General features: G+C 57.5%; 17 protein-coding genes. 13 read left to right on the top strand and 4 right to left on the bottom strand.

Annotation, left to right across the window (positions count from 1 at the left end):
- Nucleotides 1-99 precede the first annotated feature (99 nt).
- The 12 genes from GXB78_RS20170 (at nt 100) to GXB78_RS20115 (ending at nt 12,300) form a co-directional block, all read left to right on the top strand.
- Nucleotides 100-687: a hypothetical protein gene (locus tag GXB78_RS20170; RefSeq protein ID WP_329516704.1), complete on the top strand. Its 588-nt coding sequence runs from the start codon at nt 100-102 to the stop codon at nt 685-687.
- Nucleotides 688-994: 307 nt separating this feature from the next.
- Nucleotides 995-1,924 carry a tetratricopeptide repeat protein gene (locus tag GXB78_RS20165; protein WP_329516703.1) on the top strand — a complete coding sequence of 310 codons (930 nt, stop codon included), beginning with the start codon at nt 995-997 and terminating at the stop codon, nt 1,922-1,924.
- Between the two features lie 38 nt (nt 1,925-1,962).
- Nucleotides 1,963-2,391, top strand: coding sequence for an XAC2610-related protein (locus GXB78_RS20160; RefSeq protein ID WP_329516702.1), 429 nt, complete (start codon nt 1,963-1,965; stop codon nt 2,389-2,391).
- Nucleotides 2,392-2,444: 53 nt separating this feature from the next.
- On the top strand, nt 2,445-3,812 hold the full coding sequence (locus tag GXB78_RS20155) for a lysozyme inhibitor LprI family protein (protein ID WP_329516701.1): 1,368 nt from the start codon (nt 2,445-2,447) through the stop codon (nt 3,810-3,812).
- Between the two features lie 66 nt (nt 3,813-3,878).
- Complete coding sequence (locus tag GXB78_RS20150) at nt 3,879-5,273, top strand: TIGR01777 family oxidoreductase (protein ID WP_329516700.1); 1,395 nt, start codon at nt 3,879-3,881, stop codon at nt 5,271-5,273.
- Nucleotides 5,274-5,282: 9 nt separating this feature from the next.
- Complete coding sequence (locus GXB78_RS20145) at nt 5,283-7,733, top strand: alpha/beta hydrolase (protein WP_329516699.1); 2,451 nt, start codon at nt 5,283-5,285, stop codon at nt 7,731-7,733.
- 20 nt (nt 7,734-7,753) lie between these two features.
- Nucleotides 7,754-8,458, top strand: a complete 705-nt coding sequence (locus tag GXB78_RS20140; protein ID WP_329516698.1) for a hypothetical protein — start codon at nt 7,754-7,756, stop codon at nt 8,456-8,458.
- Between the two features lie 88 nt (nt 8,459-8,546).
- Nucleotides 8,547-9,002 (top strand): hypothetical protein, encoded by a 456-nt coding sequence (locus GXB78_RS20135; RefSeq protein WP_329516880.1) that lies wholly within the window; start codon nt 8,547-8,549, stop codon nt 9,000-9,002.
- Between the two features lie 4 nt (nt 9,003-9,006).
- A complete protein-coding gene (locus GXB78_RS20130; RefSeq protein WP_329516697.1) occupies nt 9,007-9,870 on the top strand; it encodes a tetratricopeptide repeat protein in 864 nt (287 codons plus the stop codon).
- 2 nt (nt 9,871-9,872) lie between these two features.
- Nucleotides 9,873-10,631 (top strand): lysozyme inhibitor LprI family protein, encoded by a 759-nt coding sequence (locus GXB78_RS20125; RefSeq protein WP_329516879.1) that lies wholly within the window; start codon nt 9,873-9,875, stop codon nt 10,629-10,631.
- Nucleotides 10,615-11,115, top strand: coding sequence for a hypothetical protein (locus tag GXB78_RS20120; protein ID WP_408005141.1), 501 nt, complete (start codon nt 10,615-10,617; stop codon nt 11,113-11,115). Before GXB78_RS20125 ends, GXB78_RS20120 begins: the two co-directional genes overlap by 17 nt.
- 81 nt (nt 11,116-11,196) lie before the next feature.
- Complete coding sequence (locus GXB78_RS20115; RefSeq protein WP_329516696.1) at nt 11,197-12,300, top strand: hypothetical protein; 1,104 nt, start codon at nt 11,197-11,199, stop codon at nt 12,298-12,300.
- Between the two features lie 62 nt (nt 12,301-12,362).
- Here GXB78_RS20115 and GXB78_RS20110 read toward each other — a convergent pair whose 3' ends face one another.
- Nucleotides 12,363-12,734 (bottom strand): DUF6124 family protein, encoded by a 372-nt coding sequence (locus GXB78_RS20110; protein ID WP_016985802.1) that lies wholly within the window; start codon nt 12,732-12,734, stop codon nt 12,363-12,365.
- A gap of 515 nt (nt 12,735-13,249) precedes the next feature.
- Here GXB78_RS20110 and GXB78_RS20105 point away from each other — a divergent pair.
- The gene (locus GXB78_RS20105) at nt 13,250-13,633 is read left to right on the top strand and encodes a helicase (RefSeq protein WP_039757355.1); all 384 of its coding nucleotides are present in this window, start codon (nt 13,250-13,252) and stop codon (nt 13,631-13,633) included.
- A 258-nt stretch (nt 13,634-13,891) separates the two neighbouring features.
- On the opposite strand, the gene GXB78_RS20100 is transcribed toward GXB78_RS20105, so the two are convergent.
- The 3 genes from GXB78_RS20100 to GXB78_RS20090 all read right to left on the bottom strand — a co-directional run bounded on the left by GXB78_RS20100 (nt 13,892) and on the right by GXB78_RS20090 (nt 18,386).
- Nucleotides 13,892-15,292 (bottom strand): aminoacyl-tRNA deacylase and HDOD domain-containing protein, encoded by a 1,401-nt coding sequence (locus GXB78_RS20100; protein ID WP_329516695.1) that lies wholly within the window; start codon nt 15,290-15,292, stop codon nt 13,892-13,894.
- A gap of 79 nt (nt 15,293-15,371) precedes the next feature.
- The gene (gene recG / locus GXB78_RS20095) at nt 15,372-17,447 is read right to left on the bottom strand and encodes an ATP-dependent DNA helicase RecG (RefSeq protein ID WP_041476627.1); all 2,076 of its coding nucleotides are present in this window, start codon (nt 17,445-17,447) and stop codon (nt 15,372-15,374) included.
- A gap of 9 nt (nt 17,448-17,456) precedes the next feature.
- A complete protein-coding gene (locus GXB78_RS20090) occupies nt 17,457-18,386 on the bottom strand; it encodes a hydrogen peroxide-inducible genes activator (RefSeq protein WP_024014805.1) in 930 nt (309 codons plus the stop codon).
- Nucleotides 18,387-18,510: the final 124 nt, after the last annotated feature.

Raw genomic sequence — 18,510 nt, 5'->3', positions numbered from 1 at the left:
CGGGCAGCTCTTTGGGTGAAATGAGGACAGATCACGGTTTTAGTATTTGCCACGAAAAACGTGGTCTGTTCCATTTTTTCCTAAAAAGGATATATAAAGTTGAAAAAATATTTAACTCTATTTAAGCGGCATTTTATTCCGTATGTAGTTTTTGGTTTCGTAGCGTCCAATGTGTTCGCGGGCGCCGCACCCACAATAGGTGAATTCCATCCTACGGTGGTAGCCTCTTTGGGCGAAGAAAAGATCGCTGTATTTTTTTTGAAAAATAGTCTGAAGGCGATAGCTAAAGAAGAGCATGTTGCCGATGCTGAGATATATTACTCATCATTGAGCTCCGGTAAACCCTCTCTAAACTATGTTTGGAAGGTTGAGGGGGATCAGATCGCTTCTGTATTTTTCTACGAGTGGAAGTCCCCTGCGAGAGCCGGAAAGTCTATGTTTGTATTGATAAAAAGAGAATTGTCGAACTCGGCATTTGACGGTTTTGCTTATTCGGTAATGGAGTTCCCAATAAGGAGAGATGGTGGAAGTGTATCCTTGCTTCATTTTAGTGGCGATTTGCCTGACCCAGCTCTAGATAATTGTATGGAGGGGGCAGATCTGGTTACGGGAAATAAAGTGGTCTGTGCTTATAAAGATGCGGCGAGCATTAAAAATTACTTTAGCTTGCAGGATAAAAAACATTAAAAGTTGTGTGCGCGGCAATAGAGAAAACGGGGCGGTTCATTTTTAGCTGAATCCGTCCCGTGTATCTTCTTGCGGTTTTACTTCCTGCTTCACCGCCATCTAGTCTTCCAGATGATCCAGCGCATACGTCACCGCATTGGCAATTTAAGTCAGGTGGTAAAGGAAGCTGGTAAAGGGGTCGGATTTATTTATCCGTTTGCTTTATCGTTGAGCCCAAATAAATCTGTCCCCTTTGTTGTCCATTTTTATTTTCAGCGGCTAAACAATACGCCGGAGCGCGAATAGTTGCACTTGAGGGGACCTTGGAATGAGGGTGGTAGCTTTTTTAGTTTTCGCGCTCTTGGCGTCAGAGGTCAATGCGAGCTCTAGCTGCGAGGCTGACCTGAATGGGGATGGAATCTGCGATCCGTATGATGTTAGACCACTTGAGGATGACGGTACAATTTCGCGAACTTCTATAGATATTGGTGGGGGTAACAAGTCAGTTTCGGGGGTTTTTGAACTTGGAGACGGTGGGTTATCTGTAGGTTATCTACCAGGTGAGTTTTCGTTGTTGCTGGATTTTTATACTCGTAATACTGATCTTACACAGTATAGTTTTAAATGGAATTCGGCGCGGAAAGACTGGGTTCTCTATAAAAAATCTAATTGGGCGGAACCTAGTAGAGATGAAAAATATACTTTGGGTGGTGAGCGGGTACCAGTTGAAGCACTATTTCCGCAGAAGTTCAATATTCAGCGAGTGGCGTGTTGCACCCTGTTTTCTCAGTTCTCCGAAAATGGGCCAAATTTTAGCTATTTGAGTAATGAGGATCAGCTTGCAGAAATCAGGAAAGACTTCAAATATATTCTTGATAAGCTTCCTCAGGGCGAAAAAGGAGAATTATTTTATGCGATTGATGATAGCGGGAACAAGGTAAAGAGGAGTGTTCCTCAAGAGCTGGTGTATGAGCTAACTTTGATAATTTCCAATGATAATGTCGGACCTCTAAATGACTATGCTTATTATTTGTATCGTAGCAGAAACAATGTTTTAGCTGCTTTGCTTTTGAGGGAGATTCATAAAAAATTTCCGGAGAGAGTCGTTGCGATATTGAATTTGGCAGATGCTTATTGGGATATCGGAATGAAGTCCGACGCATGTCCGCTTTATAAGGAATACATCGTTAAAATGACAACGAACGGAAAGGGTGAACGTATTCCACAGTCAGCGAAATCTCGAGAAAACTGCAATTGAGACGAGCCGCGTTTCACGGGGAGGAGTAGGGCGAGCACATGCAATTCAAAACTCTGGCGGTATCACTGCTCGGCCTGATGTGGACGATCCCGGGGTGGGCCCAAACCACCACGTTCAGTGCAACCAAAGGCGTCGACGCGACGCTGATTTTCGAAGGCTCCAAACTGAACATCGCGGTTAAAAGCGAAACGCACAGCGAGTCGCGAACCATCGCTTTTGAAGCCGAGAACGAACTCCACATGCAGTTCGACGATTTCAATTTTGACGGCGACAAGGATTTCGCGATCTGGCAGCTCGATGACGGCATGGGCACTTATAACTACTACCGAGTGTTCATTTATCAAGCCAAAACCGGCACCTTCGAAGAGTTACAGCCGGACTGCGGCGATGGCTTCGTTAACCTGCGCGTCGACAAAAAACGCAAAGCGTTGCTCAGCACTTACTGGGAAACGAACATCCCAAAGTAATGCATCACCCGATTCACCAAACGCAAAGCCTGAATGACTCAAGGATGAACACAGTGAACCGTTTTGTTTTAACCCTGCTGGCCGTACTGCTGCCGGCTTCAGCGGCCTATGCGCAGGACGATTGCAGCCATGTCACCTCAAGCCTGGAAATGGTTCCCTGCTCGGAGGCGGCGAAGAAGGCTGCCGATGCGCAGTTGAATGTCAGTTACAAGCAGTTGATGACGCGGCTTGAGTCTGACTATCGAGCAGATCCGGCATTGGGCGCGGAGTACGCCGCGAAGGTCAAAGAGTCGCAACGTGCGTGGTTGAAGTTGCGCGATGCGAACTGCCCTTTGGAGGCATTCGAAATCGAGACGGGGATGCCGGCGCATGTGTTCGCCGTTAACTCTTGCATCGCCAGGATGAGCCGAGAGCGTTCGGCGTATCTGGACAAGATTGTCCCTGCTTTAGCATCCGACAAGAGCGCTTCGACGGCGCCGGCCAGCGGCGCTTGTCCTTCGGAGGAGTTTCCTGCTTTCCTGACAGCGTTTTCCGCCAATAGCGAATCACAACGCCGTCTTACCGCAATGACGGTTAAGTCGCTGGTGTTGAAACCGGTAGCTGGGAAGGATCGAAGCACCTTTGAGCCTTCGACCTCGGGTGTTAGTGGAACAACGTTCACCTATCCGCTGATGGCTGCAATCACACCCGGCAAGACACCTGTAGTCGAGATCGAAGAGGTCGATGACAGTCACGTCAACGTTGTGGATAAACGGGCGGGTAACAGCAATATCAAGATCTTCAACTTCTCTCGTCAGGCATGTTGGGTGCTTGAGGGGGTTGAGGATTGGTCGATTAGTGAGAAAGACTTGATAGTGGCGAGCAAGCCCAAGTTGAGTGTTGAGGAGAATTTCTGCCGCCAACGTGCCAACGCCTTCGGTAATTTGGGAGGACTGGAGCAGTACCGTCTCACTGCAGAGCTTTTCGAGGCGTCACTGGAAAATGACCTTTGCGCAGCGCGTTCCGGAGATCCGGAATCCAGTTTGAGTGCAGCAAGTTTGAGCCTTTCGGGCATGGCGCCGCAGTTGCCAACGAATAAATTGGAGGCGTTGATCAAAGCTGCAGCGGCTACTTCGCCCGAAGGCGCACTGATGCTCTCGCTCTATTACTGCGACGGCAACACATTGGCTGGAACAGGTTCATGCCAACATCCAGCGTTGGCTGAAGAATCAATGATCCGGGCTGCGACCATGGGCAGCGTCCACGCGTTGGGTGCTTTAGGCTCCGCTTTCGAGCGGGGGGAACTGGTGACCAAGGATTTGTCCCGTGCTGTGGCCTGTTATGAAATGGGCGCGGCAAAGGGAAGTAAAGGATCGATCAATCGTTTGGATGAGTTAAAGAAAAACTCGACCACACCAATCAAACCCAGCTACTGCTACTGACAACCCCCGAAACCCTGCGCATTCCTTTAAACTTCCCACCCCCAAGGAACGCGCTCAGGATACGGAATGCCAGCCCCTTTTTCCTCGCTTCGCCCTGCGTTGGTGCTTTGGCTATATGCCGCTGCGATCACGCACATCCTCGCCGGTCTTACCCTGACCTGGGCTGGTGACTCCGGCTTTCTCGATGGCTACCTGCGAATCCTCGAACTGTCGTTCTGGGGTGCCGATGCGGTCCCTTTGGCCGGCCACGAACAACAAGTCTGGTGGCTCGCGCTGTTCGGCGCGACGCTGCAAAGTTATTCGCTGTACATGCTCGCGCTGGTTCACTTGGGCAATCGCTTGAAAAACCCGGCAGTCTGGGGCTGGTTGATCGCCGGCATCCTGTTATGGGCGCCGCAGGACATGTGGCTGTCTGCGCAACAACAGGTTTGGTCGCACCTTTGGCTCGACGGTTTTGCGTTGCTGGTGTTGTTGCCTCCGTTGTTCTGGCTGTATCGGCATGACCGCCGAAAATCCCCTTCAGTAAAGGCACCGAGCCAATCCAACCCGTTTTCCGATGGCGCCTACAAACGAGTGCTAATCACCGGCGGCACCGGTTTTATCGGCGAAGCCTTGGTCAACCTAATGCTCGATGCCGGCCATTCGGTCAGCGTTCTAACGCGCGATCCATTGACCGCGGCCAATCTATTCAACGGTCGCATCCGCTGTGTGCATTCGCTCAGCGAGCTTAGCCACGACGAAGCCTTCGACGTAATCATCAATCTCGCCGGCGCACCCGTCGCCGGCCCACGCTGGACTCCCAAGCGTCAGGCGCAACTGCTCGCCAGTCGAGTCGGCACCACCGAAGCGTTGATGACCTGGCTGAAGGACGCCAAGCACAAACCAGCCCTATGGATTCAAGCCTCGGCCATCGGTTTCTACGGCGTGCGCGATGCCAGCGAAAGCCTCGACGAACACGCTAGCAAGGGTGACGGTTTCATGGCCGAACTCTGTGCGCGTTGGGAAGCCGCCGCGCAACCGGCGGCCGAGTTTGGTGTGCGTCAAGTGGTGCTGCGTCTTGGCGTGGTCTTCGGCCCCGGCGGTGCGTTGACGCCGTTGCTGCTGCCGTTCCGCCTGGGTTTCGGCGGGCGCATGGGTGACGGTCAGCAGATCATGAGCTGGGTGCATCGCGACGATGTGCTTCAGGTGATCGCGCGGGCTTTCAACGACGAAAATCTGCGTGGCACCTACAACATGGTCGCGCCCGAAACGGTCAGTCAGGCCGCGTTTGCCGAGCAGGCTGGCAAGGTCCTCAAGCGTCCGGTGTGGTTGCACATTCCCGCCGCGCCAGTGCGTGCCATGGCGGGGGAGATGGCGCAGTTGTTCTTCGACGGTCAGCGCGTGGTGCCGCAGCGTTTGACCGAGGCTGGCTACACGTTTCGCTATCCAACCCTCGACGCCGCTCTGCGCGATCTGACCTGAGGATCGCTCATGAGCAAGCCCTTGATGTACCTGCTGGCCGGCAACGGTAGCGCTGCCGATTGGTGGGACGACGCGCTGCCACACTTCCAGCGCTACGACGTGGTGCCGCTGGAGTTGCCGGGCTTCGGCGCCAATCCGCTGCCACCCTGCGAGGATCTGGCGGACTACGCGCAGACCTTGTTGGCGATGACGCAGAAGGGCAGCGCGATCATGGCAGTCGGGGTCAATGCGTTGCTGGTGCTGCACGCGTTGCAGCGTCGGCCCGGGCACTTTTCGCGCAGTGTTCTGTTGGCGCCGGTTGGGGCATTTTTGTGGCAGCGTCGATTGCCGGCGCTGATGTCACCGCTGCCGATCCGCAAGACCATCCACTGGCTGCTGTCGAACAAACCCACGCTGTTCGCCCGCAAGTTTTCCAACCAGACTTGGACACCCGCGCAGTACCAGCGCATGGGCGCCGGCTATGCGCGCTGCCGTGCGTTCGTGCCGCATTGGGATCTGATTCGCGCCGACACCGCGCTGCCACTGCTGGAGTGGATCACCGATCCAGTCGAATTGGTCTGGGGCGATCAGGACGCGGTGCTCGGCATCGAGCAAGCGGCGGCGTGGTCGGCGATTCTTGCGCGCGCTGATCTGACCATCAGTCTCAAATCCGGCTGGGGTCATTACCCGTGGATCGACTCGCCCGCGCAGTTCGCGCAGTGGCTGGAGTCGGGCGAGCGCGGGTTTGTCGCGCACACCAAGGGCGGGCGTTTGCGCCTGGCTGAACTGGCGCGGCAACCAGTGCCGGCGGCACTGACGCTCAACGATTGCAGCGATCCGCGTCTGCCGGCATTTCTCGCTGCTCAACCTGATGTGACCTGGGCGGTGCGCTCCTCCAGTTATGGCGAAGATCAGGCCGATTCGGCGAATGCCGGTTTGAGCACAACCTATCTGCGCGAGCCGACCGCCAACGTGCCAACACGCATCGCCGAACTCACGGCCGAAGGCGTCGAGGAAGTGGTGGTGCAGCGCTTCATCACGCCGCTAGTTTCCGGGATCGCGTTCGTGCGCCATCTCTCGGTAGAACTGGAGTGGGTTGAAGGTCATCTTGAATCGCTGGCCGACGGTCACGTCAGCCCCTCGCGGGCAACGCTTTCGCGGCTCGGCGATGCCTGGCGCAGCGGCACGTTCACGCCATCCCACGGCTTGACCGAAGATCTGCTCTGGCGCTTTCTGCAAGACGTGTTGCGCGTGTTCCACTACGTGCCCGGCGACGTCGAATGGGCTTGGGACGGCGCGCAATTGTGGCTGCTGCAATACCGACCGATCAGCGACTACGGCTGGCGCCGGCACCTGACCGCCGCCAACATCGCCGAGATCCTGCCGCCGCAACCGAGCGTGCTGGTGGAATACGCCCAGCGCCGAGCAGCCGCGAGTATTCCGGCGATCATGGCGCGTTGGGATGCGCGGGTGTTGCAGGACAACGAGCCTTTCACCGCGGTGTTCGGCGGCGCGTCCTATATCAACAATGATCTGTTTCTTGCAAGGCTGGCCGACTGGGGCATCAGCGCCGATAACTACGCGGGTGAAGTTGGCGGCGCGACGCCACATCTGCCGTGGCAACCGCTGAAGATGCTGCGTTCGTTGCCGCTGTTTTTGCGTATGCAACGCAAGGCTCGCGGCCATTTGCTGAATCTTGAAAACGGCTTGCAGCGCTTCGATCGGGAACTGGCCGAACTCGTCGCCCAGAGTGCCGATGGTCAACAACTCGCGGACTGGTTCACCCGGTTTTACGTGTTCGTGGTGCAAGGCAATCTGTGTATCGCCACGGCGCTGGCCAGCAGCGGCGGTGATTGGCTTGGGCGCCCGCCGACCGCTTACGACAATCTTGAAAACAGTCCGCATCGATTGCCGTGGGAAACTGATCCGGCCACCCCTCGACCTGCGTCGAGCGAACTGCCGTTACAGGCATTCCCGCAATGGCCAGCTCTGATCCGCCTCGCGCATTCGAGCGGCCTGCCGGGCCTACGCGGTTATTACCTGCAAGTGCGCGAGTGGTATCGCGACAACCTGATGCGCATCTTCTTCCGTCTGCACCACGCCATGCCGCTGGCGGATCGCGAGCACTGGTTCGCACCGCATCCGGATGTGCGCACCCGCGATGGCAGCTTCTGGCAGGACGGTCGCGAAGGTGCTGAGCAGGCCACCGGGTTCATGATTTATCCGGGGCAGGTGCAAGGCATCCTCGGCGCCGACATCCTGCTCGAAGACACCCTCGATCCGGGGCGGCACGCGCATTACCAAACTGCGCGGGCGGTGATTGCGCGGATGGGTGGTCGCTTGTCCCATGGCTCGACGTTGTTGCGGGAGTTGCGCAAGCCGTCGGCGGTGATGCCGCAGGTGGATCCGGCGTGGTTGGGCTGTGAGGTGTTGTATCGGGATGGTGAGTTGCAATTGATCAATTCGAAGGATGCGAAGTGAAACTACGATACCTCCGCGAATTGATCTTTGGTCTGGTCGCGTTTTTACAGGTGGAATATGTGACTGCCGCAGGCCCTGTATTGGTCGGTAACGAGCCCGGCCAGTCGCCGGTTGCGCAAGGCCCGACCGAGTCAGTTGTAGACATGGGTTCGTGTCGGTTCTCCATGCCGCTCCTGCAGAACCAATGGCTGAAGTTCGACGATTTCTATTCAGTATTTATCGCAGCCAAACAACTGCCCAAACCGTCCAGCGCCCCCAGCTTGTGGCAAGCGCAGACGTCAAGTGGTACCGATTGGCACTTCGAGAAACATGGCGACCTGAGCCAGCCGTGGTTTGGTTTGATGTGTGAAAGCTCGGAGTATTTTTCGCTTCTCACCGACTCGAAACCCCCAGCAGACGATGCGTTTGCGATGCAAGTCCTGCGTGATGACAACGACCGCAGGTGTCCAGCGACGCTTACCGATCAGGGTTGGGGGCCGAATTCGCTGGCTGGTCGTGCGAACACCTACACCTTCGAACAATGGGGTGGGGAGAACTCTTCGGGTTTCATCTTCGGTTTCCACGACAAGTCACGACGGCACATTACCCGCATCGCTTTTTGCCTGCTGAGGGGCAAAGACGTGCTGATTGGCTCGGCGGAATCGGGCTCATCCGCCCCGTTGGCGATCAGCAACGAAGAATTCGAGCAAATCAAGAAAGCGGTGCGCGGCATTGCCTTCGAATGAACATCCCCAAAATGCATTACGTCGACGGAGCTACAGCGTGAAAGGATTTTCGGTTCTTCTCGGCAGCTTGATATTGGCTGCCGCGTCCATGGCATTCGCTGCCGATCCAGCCTTCAAGGATTACACCGTCACGCCAGTTTTCAACGGCCCCAACCATAAGCTGGTGCCGCAAGAAAACAGCAGCCTTATGATGGATCAGGCACGGGTGCAAGCCCTGAAAGGCAAGGTCAACTTCGCCGGCCATTACATCCTGCACAGGCTCGGCTGTGGCGGCAGCGCCATTTGTGGCGAAGTGCTGGATGCTCAGACTGGGGAAGTCGTTGGCGGTCTGCCCAATGCTTATTATGGCAGCACCTTCGGCATGGCCTATCAGCCCGACAGCCGCATGATCATCGTGTCCGGCATCACGCTCGACGGTGAAGAAGATGCGCAGGGGAATGCGTTGGAAAGTGGTAATCGGGAGCGTTACTACGAGTTTGTGAACAATGAGTTTCGGCTGCTGAGCATGACCGATGTGGAATCGTCGCCGATGGATGAGGAGTGAGTGGATGAACCGTCTTCTCGCGGGCAGCCTTAAGCGGATGATGATTGTCATGAGCCTGTCAGCTTCAGCCAATGCCTTGTCTGAAAATATTCAGATCGTGGGGGTTGGCGGGCACTTAGTGACGCTGAAGGACAAGACATGGGGCAGGCCTGCTGCGGAGTCGGCGGTTGCCTCGTTTACCGCCAATGGAAAAACGTTTCCCCTCTATGTACCCGCGGTGGGTACTGAAACGCATGAGGCTTGGTTAAGTCCCGACAAGAAAACATTGCTCCTCCTTCAGACTCTGTATGGCGTTGTCATTGGTCAGGAGGGTGAAGAAATCCCGACAGAGGAAACGGGTTGCGGGGTCATTTCGATGGAGACCGGTTGCGTGCTCAGTCAGCCTGCAGCCAGGTTTTGCTACGGCAAGTGGGAGGGCAATCGGTGGATTTCCGGGGAAGAGGATGCGCCTGACCTCGTCATGCAGACGCCGTCTCCAAAGGACTTATTGAAGCAGGTCTCAAATATTGAGATGCCGCAATCTCGCGTGGAAGAACTCACATTCAATCTTCGCACTATAAGTCCAGAGTCCTACATGGCTTGTCACCCACCGGCGCGCAATGTTCAAGCTTTCAACGACTTGGCCTTCTATTTGGCCGAGGGCGGTAGAGATGAGCTGGCGCTGAAGTTTTATCGCGGCGTTGAGGCCGTTGGTAAACGCACGGTACTGATGTTGAACATTGCCGACTCGCTCTGGCGCCTTGATCGCAAAGATGAAGCGCAGCGCTATTACAGCCAGTACCGCAACGCGATGAGCGCCGACGGCAAGGCGCAGAAAATACCTCAGCGTGTCGTTGAGCGATCCGTCATTCAGGGAGTGAAAAATTGAACATGTTTGCGCGTTTTATCGCGTTGTCCTTTGGATGCCTGTTTGCCTCCTGCGCGATGGCCGAGGACGACTGCAAAGAAATCACCGTGAGCGCCCAGGTCGATCGGTGCGTGGAGGCAGCCCGGAAGGAAGCCGACACGCAACTCAATGCCAGCTACAAGAAACTGCTGGGACGCTTTGAGGCTCAACAACGGCGCGACCCTGAGCAGGGCAAGGCACTGGTCGCCATGGCCAGAGAATCTCAGCGCGCCTGGATCAAGCTACGCGACACCACATGCCCGCTTGAAGCCACGGAAATCGAGCCTGGGGTGGCAGCGCATGTCACGACGATCAACAACTGCATGGCCAGACTGAGTCTGGAACGTGCTGCTTACTTGGACACAATCGTCGCTGATGAGCCGGGTAATGTGGTCGATCTCAACAAGGTGTACCTGTCCGGCTCCCAGCGCTTCGGCGATGTCGTGGCACGTTATGTCAGCACTTTTGGCAGCCCATGTCTGACGGTGCAGATACTTGCACCCAACGTGGGTTGGAGAGTGCTTTCGTCCAAGCGGTTTTGCAGTTTCGAGGGCAAGGCATTTTGGACGGACTATGCCGATGCCGGGTTTGAGGATCATGCGTTTGCCGATGATGGATTGCACGTGACGCTCAGTTTGACGGAGCTTCGTGGGCTCGGAGAGAAGCGCCTCGCTTGTGTGATTCCGATCAAGAACGAGCAAATCAAAGAGCTGAAGTGCAGCGCGCTTGAGCCTGGGGCATAACAGGCCCGAATCGTTTGCTGATACCCATGAAACCGCTAAAGGGATGTTCGGTTTGAAATTTTCGTCTGCATTGTTTTCCGCGTTGCTCGCTTTCGTTCCTCTGGCGGCTCATAGCGAGGTCACGACCGAGGTTTTTTGCTTCCGATCCCACGAAGGCAAGCCCATAAATTTCGAGTTCAGAACCTATTACGATTCTGTCGCCAAGTGGAGCGGTGCTGGCGTCAAGTACAGCAAGTCGAAGAAGGCCATCACTTTGGTTCATCGCAATACTGAACAAGAAGAACTCGTGTATGGCCGGCCCTACCAGTACACGACAACTTGGGTTGAAGTAGTTGATGGCGCACTGACAGGTGAGTATCAGATGGTCACTCAGGGTGGCCGGGTTGATGCGATGTCGTATACGAATTACAAATCCGCAAAGAAGTATTCGTTTGAAAACGATTACAACGTGGATTCGAAACCTGAAACAGGTTGCCAATGGTGAGGCAGGGAATATTCAGGAAGGGGACTTAGCGTTCCTTTTTCATATTCAATTAGGGCCGTAAATCAAATGCAGGGAGGCAGTTTGAAAAAAATAGGCTTGATCGCGTTATTGCTGTGTTCTTTCTCTGTGGCGGCGGGGCCAATGTTCCCGTCCCTCAAGTCCTGCATGGACGCTGACAGCGATTGCGCATTGGCGCTGAGAGACAACGTTCTTGTGGACGCCAAATCCGGACAGCGTCTTTCAGAGGAGGCGGAATCAGCCGGGGCAATGAGTGGTTTCTGGCTGTATCGAGATGGCGAGCGTTACATCCTGGCGAACGAAAATTACTCCCAGGCAAAGTCGCGCCGTTGGTTGGTTTTTACCTACAACAGCGGGACAGTAGTTCTCGACGGCGCCTATATCTTCTCGATAGACATTAATCCGAATACCGGACCCTACTGGCACGGCTACGACTGTCGAGGTGATGCCAAACCGTTCGCCGTGCCAACGAAAGAACCCTTCAGTGACGTTGCCTTGGAGGCGTTGTGCGGTGGTGCTGAAGGCTGGGTCGTCTCAGGGAAGGATAAGGTCGTGCCCGTATCCGCCAAGGGGCTGGCCGTGAGTGTGCCTGTTTATCACGCCCGCATCCGTGACGGTTCAGCGACGTACCTGTTTACTGAAAGCGATGTTCCGGATCTTTCGAAACTGGTGTGTTTGTCCAATTGCGCCGATGTCACTCAAACAGCAGAACGCGTTTCGCAAGAAACAGCGCCATTGCAGGGCGGACGGGAGGGGACGTTGTGCTCGGATAACGAAGATATTTACTTCAGTTGCCCGCTGCAGGGTGGCAAGACGGTTTCCATTTGTGCGCGAGGGAACAGCAAACCCACGGTCGGTTCTGTTCAGTACCGTTACGGCGTGCCGGGCAAAATAGAAATGAGCTATCCGAAGACGGCTTTGCCGCCCAAGGGCAAATTCTTTGTTGTGGATGCGTCGGAAGGCAGCGTGAACCTGAACATCATCAAGTTCAAAAGCGGTGTTTACACCTACCTCGTTAATCAGGCGTTCGTCAGTTATCTCTCTGTACTCAAGGGCGACAAGGTCGTATTTCGACAGTCCTGTAATGCGGGTGGTGATGCGTACATCCACCGCGCAGCGATTTTCGGGTTGGAGACACGTCCAAAAAGTGCGGAGGATTTTCGCTAGTCGTTGTTGTTGAGGATCAGAAAAGGGGACTTAACGTCCCCTTTTTTCATCCGCAAATCTCGCTACGGCTTGGCCGCCACGCTTCGCACTTCTATCTGGTCGAGTGTCCCTTCCACCATCAATCTCACGCCGTCCGCCATTCTGCTCAGGGCGAGTGCAACCGAGCGGCGGGAGCCGTGGAGGTCGTCGGCGAGGTCGCAGGCGATGACGCTGATGGACAGGAGGTCTTCGGAGGCGTTGGCCATGAGGGCTTCGGCATCGGTGCCGGGGGAGAGTTTGAAGAGGCCGTTCTCACGTTTGGGGTGTGGTTCGACGGCTGGTTTGAAATGGTGGTCGAGGGCGCGCTCGGCGGCTTCGTGGAATTTCTTTGATTCCAGAGATTCGTAGGGTGAAATATCCGGGTTTTCTGGGGGATTGGGTGTTGGTTTGATCATAGGTATTTTCCGAGTTATGGAGCCAACACCGTTTCGCTTGCTTCGAAAGGGTGGCAGCTGTGTATAGGTGTGCAAGACCGGACTCGGAAACCGGCAGACCCGAAGGCCTCCCATACACAGCCGCCATAACAGTTCGCGAGCATAGGAAAACACTCGGCGAATAGCCATAACTGAATGCATGACGAGTCTGGACTTGCACGTCCGAGTCACCGATTTTGCGGCGACCCACAGAGCCTATCCCCACCGCACCAACTCGCCTAGTTCACGGACAGCACCGCACTTTGCAGGAAATTTCCCATAGATTCGCAGGGCGGAAGATCAAAAGATCGCAGCCTTCGGCAGCTCCTACAGGGATGTGTTTCAACAGGTGTAGGACGTTGGGTGTGGAATCGTGACTTGGCGGTCATCGTGCGGGAAATTGGCTGTATCCTCTTCCAATAGCGTCAGATACTGGCGTTATCGTCCGAATCCCTTACACTGCCCCGGCCGTTCATTTTCCTTTTGAGGCTGTGCGCATGAAATTTCGTTTTCTTCTGTGGATGATGGGTTTGTTGATGGGCAAGGCCAGCCGGACAAATCCTGCGTTCCAGCAGCAGTTGGGTGACAAGGATCTGGTGTTTCAGCTGCAGACGCTGGACGGGAAAGTGGCGCGGCATTTTGTGGTCAAGGATCAGCGCATCACCAGCAAGTCTGGCGTGGTGGCGGAGCCGGCGTTTGCGATTGCGTTTAAAGATGCCGGTTATGGCTTTGCGACAATGCAGGCGAAGAACAAGCAGTTGGCGTTCATGCAGGGGATTCAGGACAAGTCGATCCAGTTGAAGGGTAATCCGGCGCTGGTGATGTGGTTTCAGGGGTTGATGAAGTATTTGAAGCCGAGGAAGGCAAAGCCTAAGGCTTGAGCCGAGTCTGGATGAGAAGAGCTTTTGTGGCGAGGGAGCTTGCTCCCGCTGGGCTGCGGAGCGGCCCCAAATCCTGAAAGCCGAGTTTTGCCTGACACACCCTGCCGGCTGGTTTTGCGACGGCTGCGCAGTCGAGCGGGAGCAAGCTCCCTCGCCACAGGGGTTGCGATGAGTCAGTTGGACCGAGGTAGATCCATCGCGAGCAGGCTCGCTCCCACAGGGATTTGTGTAAATCCTGGGGAGCGGGCCTGTTTCGTTTTAGCCCTGGCTGAACTGCGAGGCCAGTTCGCGCAGCAGGACTTCGGCTTCGAGCACTTTGCTGACGACGTCGTTAGCTTTATCGCGGGTCAGGCCGACGCGTTCGAGCAGTGCATCCGGAATGTCTTCATCCGGCCCGGAGCCAATGCCACGACTACGCAGCAGGCGTACGGCCAGGCAGACGAGGTTCGGGTATTCGGCGTAGGCACCGTCGTAGCTCGGGTCGTGCTGGAAGCGCAGGGCGGTGGCCAGTTCATCGGGCATGTCCCAGTAGCGCATCAGCCACGAGCCGATCTGTTCGCGGCTGATACCGAGCAGGTGTTGCTCGATGTAGCTGTGGCACAGGTGCGGGTTGACCTCCAGGTGGCGGCAGATCAGCGAGAAGTGCGGTGGGAACACGTGGGCCAGCAGCAGGTAACCGAAGTTGTGCAGCAGACCGGCGAGGTAGGTCAGGCCGGCTTCCGGGCGCTGGGCGCGCGGCATGGCGCGGGTCAGGCCTTCGATGACGGCGGCGGTGTAGATTGATTGCTGCCAGTACGGCGTGGTGTGTTGCGGGTGGTCTTTGGGCAGGCTCAGGGTCTTGCCGAGGGCCAGGCCCAGCGCGAGGTTGATCACCAGATCGAAGCCCAGTACGCGGACGATCGCGTCTTCCACCGAACGAATCTTGCCCGGCGAGGCGTAGTACGGCGACGCCGCCCAGCTCACCACTTGCGCGGCCAGCGCCGGGTCGGTTTCAACGACGCCGGTGATGTCGTCGATGGTGGCGTTCGGATCAACGCGCAGCTTGATGATTTTTTGCGCGGTTTCGGCTAGCGGTGGAATCTCGATGGTCGCTTCCAGACGCTGCTGAATGCGCCGCGCGGTGAACGCCTGCACGGCCTGGGTGATTTCCTCGCGGTCATCGTCCGGGCGGTCGAGGTTGGGGCGGATGCTGCTCAGGGCTTCGCCGAAGTTGGCGGCGCTGGCTTTGGTCAGCATCGACTTGAAGTCTTCGCTGCTGATTTCCAGCAGCAGGCCCGGCTCGCCGGAGTTGATCAGCAGCTTCGGCTCGCGCAGCAGGCTCTCTTCGTAGAGGCACGGCGAACTGGTCAGCGCCGGCAGGCCCGGCAGCAGGCTCAGGTTGTGTTTGCCGAGCATCTTTTCCAGACGCTCGGTGGACACGGCAGTCAGGCGGCGGCCGGTCAGTTCGGCGAGACGGTTAAGGTCCAGCAACTGGCTCTGCGGAAACAGCACCATCAGCGCGCCCACGGCGTCGTCGAGCAACACGGCTTGTACCTTGCGCGAGGCATTGAGGCCGTGGTGGTCGAGCACTTCTTCGTAGGCGATCCCCAGCTTGCCGAGCAGCAGCCGAATTACAGACGGCGCGTGCGGGAGTTCGGGGGCGAGAGCTGCGTCAGTCATGGTCTGTATCCGTTTTTGAAACAATGGCAGGAGTATAACCAGCTCTGTAGGAACGATCCTGCACAAACTGCGACGGTGCTCACACTTGGCCGTATTGCTGCCCATGCCGCAGCCAACGGTCAAGCAATGGGCTGACGTGAGTCGGCCAGCGCTCCAGCAAAGCCTGGGCGGCATCGCGCACGGCGGGCAATAAATCGGCGTCACGCATCAGGTCGGCGACCTTGAATTGCAGCAGGCCGGTCTGGCGGGTGCCGAGCATTTCCCCGGGGCCGCGCAGTTCGAGGTCCTTTTCGGCGATGACGAAACCATCGTTGGTCTCGCGCATGATGCCCAGGCGCTGGCGACCGATCTGCGACAGCGGCGGATGGTAAAGCAGCACGCAGTGGCTGGCGGCGCTGCCCCGACCGACGCGACCGCGCAACTGGTGCAGCTGCGCGAGGCCGAGACGCTCGGGGTTTTCGATGATCATCAGACTGGCGTTGGGCACGTCGACGCCGACTTCGATAACGGTGGTAGCGACCAGCAGTTGCAGGTTGCCAGCCTTGAACTCGGCCATCACCGCAGCCTTTTCGACCGGTTTCATTCGGCCGTGAATCAGCCCGACCTTCAATTCGCCGAGGGCGGCGGTGAGATCCTCGAAAGTGGTCTCGGCAGCCTGGCAGGTCAGCTCTTCGGATTCTTCGATCAGCGTGCACACCCAATAGGCCTGACGCCCCTCGGCGCAGGCGCTGCGCACTCGTTCGATGACTTCGACGCGGCGCGTGTCGGTGACCAGCACGGTGTTGACCGGGGTTCGCCCGGGCGGCAGCTCGTCGAGGATCGAGGTGTCGAGGTCTGCGTAGGCGCTCATCGCCAGCGTTCGCGGAATCGGCGTGGCGGTCATGATCAGTTGATGCGGGCACATGCGCCCGCCGACGCCTTTCTGCCGCAGCGCCAGACGCTGTTGCACGCCGAAGCGGTGCTGTTCGTCGATGATCACCAGCGCGAGGTTCTTGAACTGTACTTCGTCCTGAAACAGCGCGTGGGTGCCGACCACCATTGGCGTGCCGCTGGCGATCTGTTCCAGCGCGGCGACGCGGTTCTTGCCCTTGAGCTTGCCGGCCAGCCACGCGACTTCGATGCCCAGCGGTTCGAGCCAGCGCTTGAAAGTAATGAAGTGTTGTTCGGCGAGGATCTCGGTCGGCGCCATCAGCGCGACCTGATAACCAGCCTCCAGCGCTTGCAGTGCAGCGAGGGCGGCAACCACGGTTTTGCCCGCGCCCACGTCGCCCTGAATCAGACGCAGCATCGGTTCGTGCTGGCTGAGGTCGTAGGCGATTTCGTTGCCGACGCGCTGTTGCGCGCCGGTCGGGTTGAAGCCGAGGTTTTTCAGGTATTTCGGTGGCAGCTTGGTCGCTTTCGGCATGGCCGGCGCGCGCAATGAACGCATGCTTTCGCGCAGACGTTGTTGCGACAGCTGATGCGTGAGCAGTTCTTCGAAAGCCAGACGATGCTGGGCCCAGTGATGGCCGAGGGCGAGTTCATCGACGTCGGCATCGGCGGGCGGATTGTGCAGGTAGCGGATCGCGTCTGCCAGCGGCGCCAGTTGATAGTCGCGGGCGAGTTCGGTCGGCAGCCAATCGGGCAGGGTGCTGGGCTTGAGCAGGGTCAGGGTCTGCATGCACAACTGGCGCAGGCGCTGCTGGGTCAGGCCCTCGGTGAGCGGGTAGACCGGCGTCAGGGTTTCATCCACTGGCGGCGGTTCGTCGCCGGTGATCGCGCGGTATTCCGGGTGGTAGATTTCCAGGCCTGATGCGCCGGGCCGGGCTTCGCCGTAGCAGCGCACCCGCGTGCCACGCTTGAGGCCTTCTTTCTGCGCGTTGCTGAAATGGTAGAAGCGCAGGCTCAGCCCGCCGGTGCCGTCCTGCAAGCGCACGACCAGACTGCGGCGGCGGCCCATGACCACATCGGCGCCGCTGACGGTGCCTTCGACCACGGCGTCCTGTCCCGGCCGCAACGCGCCGATCGGCACCACGCGGGTGCGATCCTGATAGCGCAGCGGCAGGTGGAACAGCACGTCCTGCAGATTCTCGAGGCCGACCTTGGCCAGTTTCTCGGCCATGGCCTCGCCGACACCCTTGAGTGCCGTCACCGACACTTGCGACAGCTCCGTCATGACGCTCGCTTAACCGGCCGTAACCGGTGCGGCAGGCTTGGCCACCGAGCACAGGCGAATGGAGTCGGCGAGGATCTCGATGGCTTTCGGCCGCGGGAAGCTCGCGCGCCAGGCGATCGCCACGGTGCGAAACGGCACCGGCGCGGTCAATGGACGCACTTCAATTACGCCGGGGGCGTAGTGATGGCTGTCCACCGCCGACAGCGGCAGGATCGAGATGCCCAGGCCGGACGCGACCATGTGACGAATGGTTTCCAGCGAGCTGGACTCGACCGTGGTGTGCTTGGCGCCGTCGTTGCCCTTGGTCAGGGTCGGGCAGGCCTCGAGCACCTGATCGCGGAAGCAATGGCCTTCACCGAGCAGCAGCAGGCTCTTGTCGTTGAGCAGGCCGGCGTCGATGGATTCTTTCTTGGTCCACGGGTGCTGGGCCGGCATGAGCACATAGAACGGCTCGTCGTACAGCGGCAAAGTCAGCACGTCGGCTTCGTTGAACGGCAGGGCGATGATGATCGCGTCGAGCTCGCCGTTGCGCAGTTTGTCGCGCAGCACGTGGGTGAAGTTCTCTTCGATGTACAACGGCATCTGCGGGGCGACCCGGTGCAGTTGTGGAATCAGGTGCGGGAACAGGTACGGGCCAACGGTGTAGATCGCGCCGACTTTCAGCGGTGCGGTCAGCTGGTTCTTGCCGGCCTGGGCCAGTTCGCGGATGCCCTGGGCCTGCTCCAGCACTTTCTGCGCCTGGGCGACGATGCCTTCGCCGACCGGGGTCAGGCGCACGGCGCTTTTGCTGCGCTCGAAAATCAGCACACCGAGTTCGTCTTCAAGTTTCTTCACGCCCACCGACAGCGTCGGCTGACTGACGTGGCAACGCTCGGCGGCATGGCCGAAGTGCTGCTCTTGGGCGAGGGTAACGATGTAGCGTAATTCTGTGAGGGTCATAGCAAGCGTCCATGAAGATGCGCGCCAAGCATACCGGCTGCAATCGATAGACGCACGTTATCAGACTGCGGGCTGAGTGCGACACTGGCCAAGGTCGGTTTGCCGTTCGTGATAAGGCGAAAAG

This window comes from Pseudomonas moraviensis subsp. stanleyae (genome assembly GCF_036283065.1).
In the GTDB taxonomy this organism is placed as follows: Bacteria; Pseudomonadota; Gammaproteobacteria; order Pseudomonadales; family Pseudomonadaceae; genus Aquipseudomonas; species Aquipseudomonas stanleyae.
Note: the sequence above shows the minus strand (reverse complement) of the source record. Positions and strands in the feature narration are given on the sequence as shown.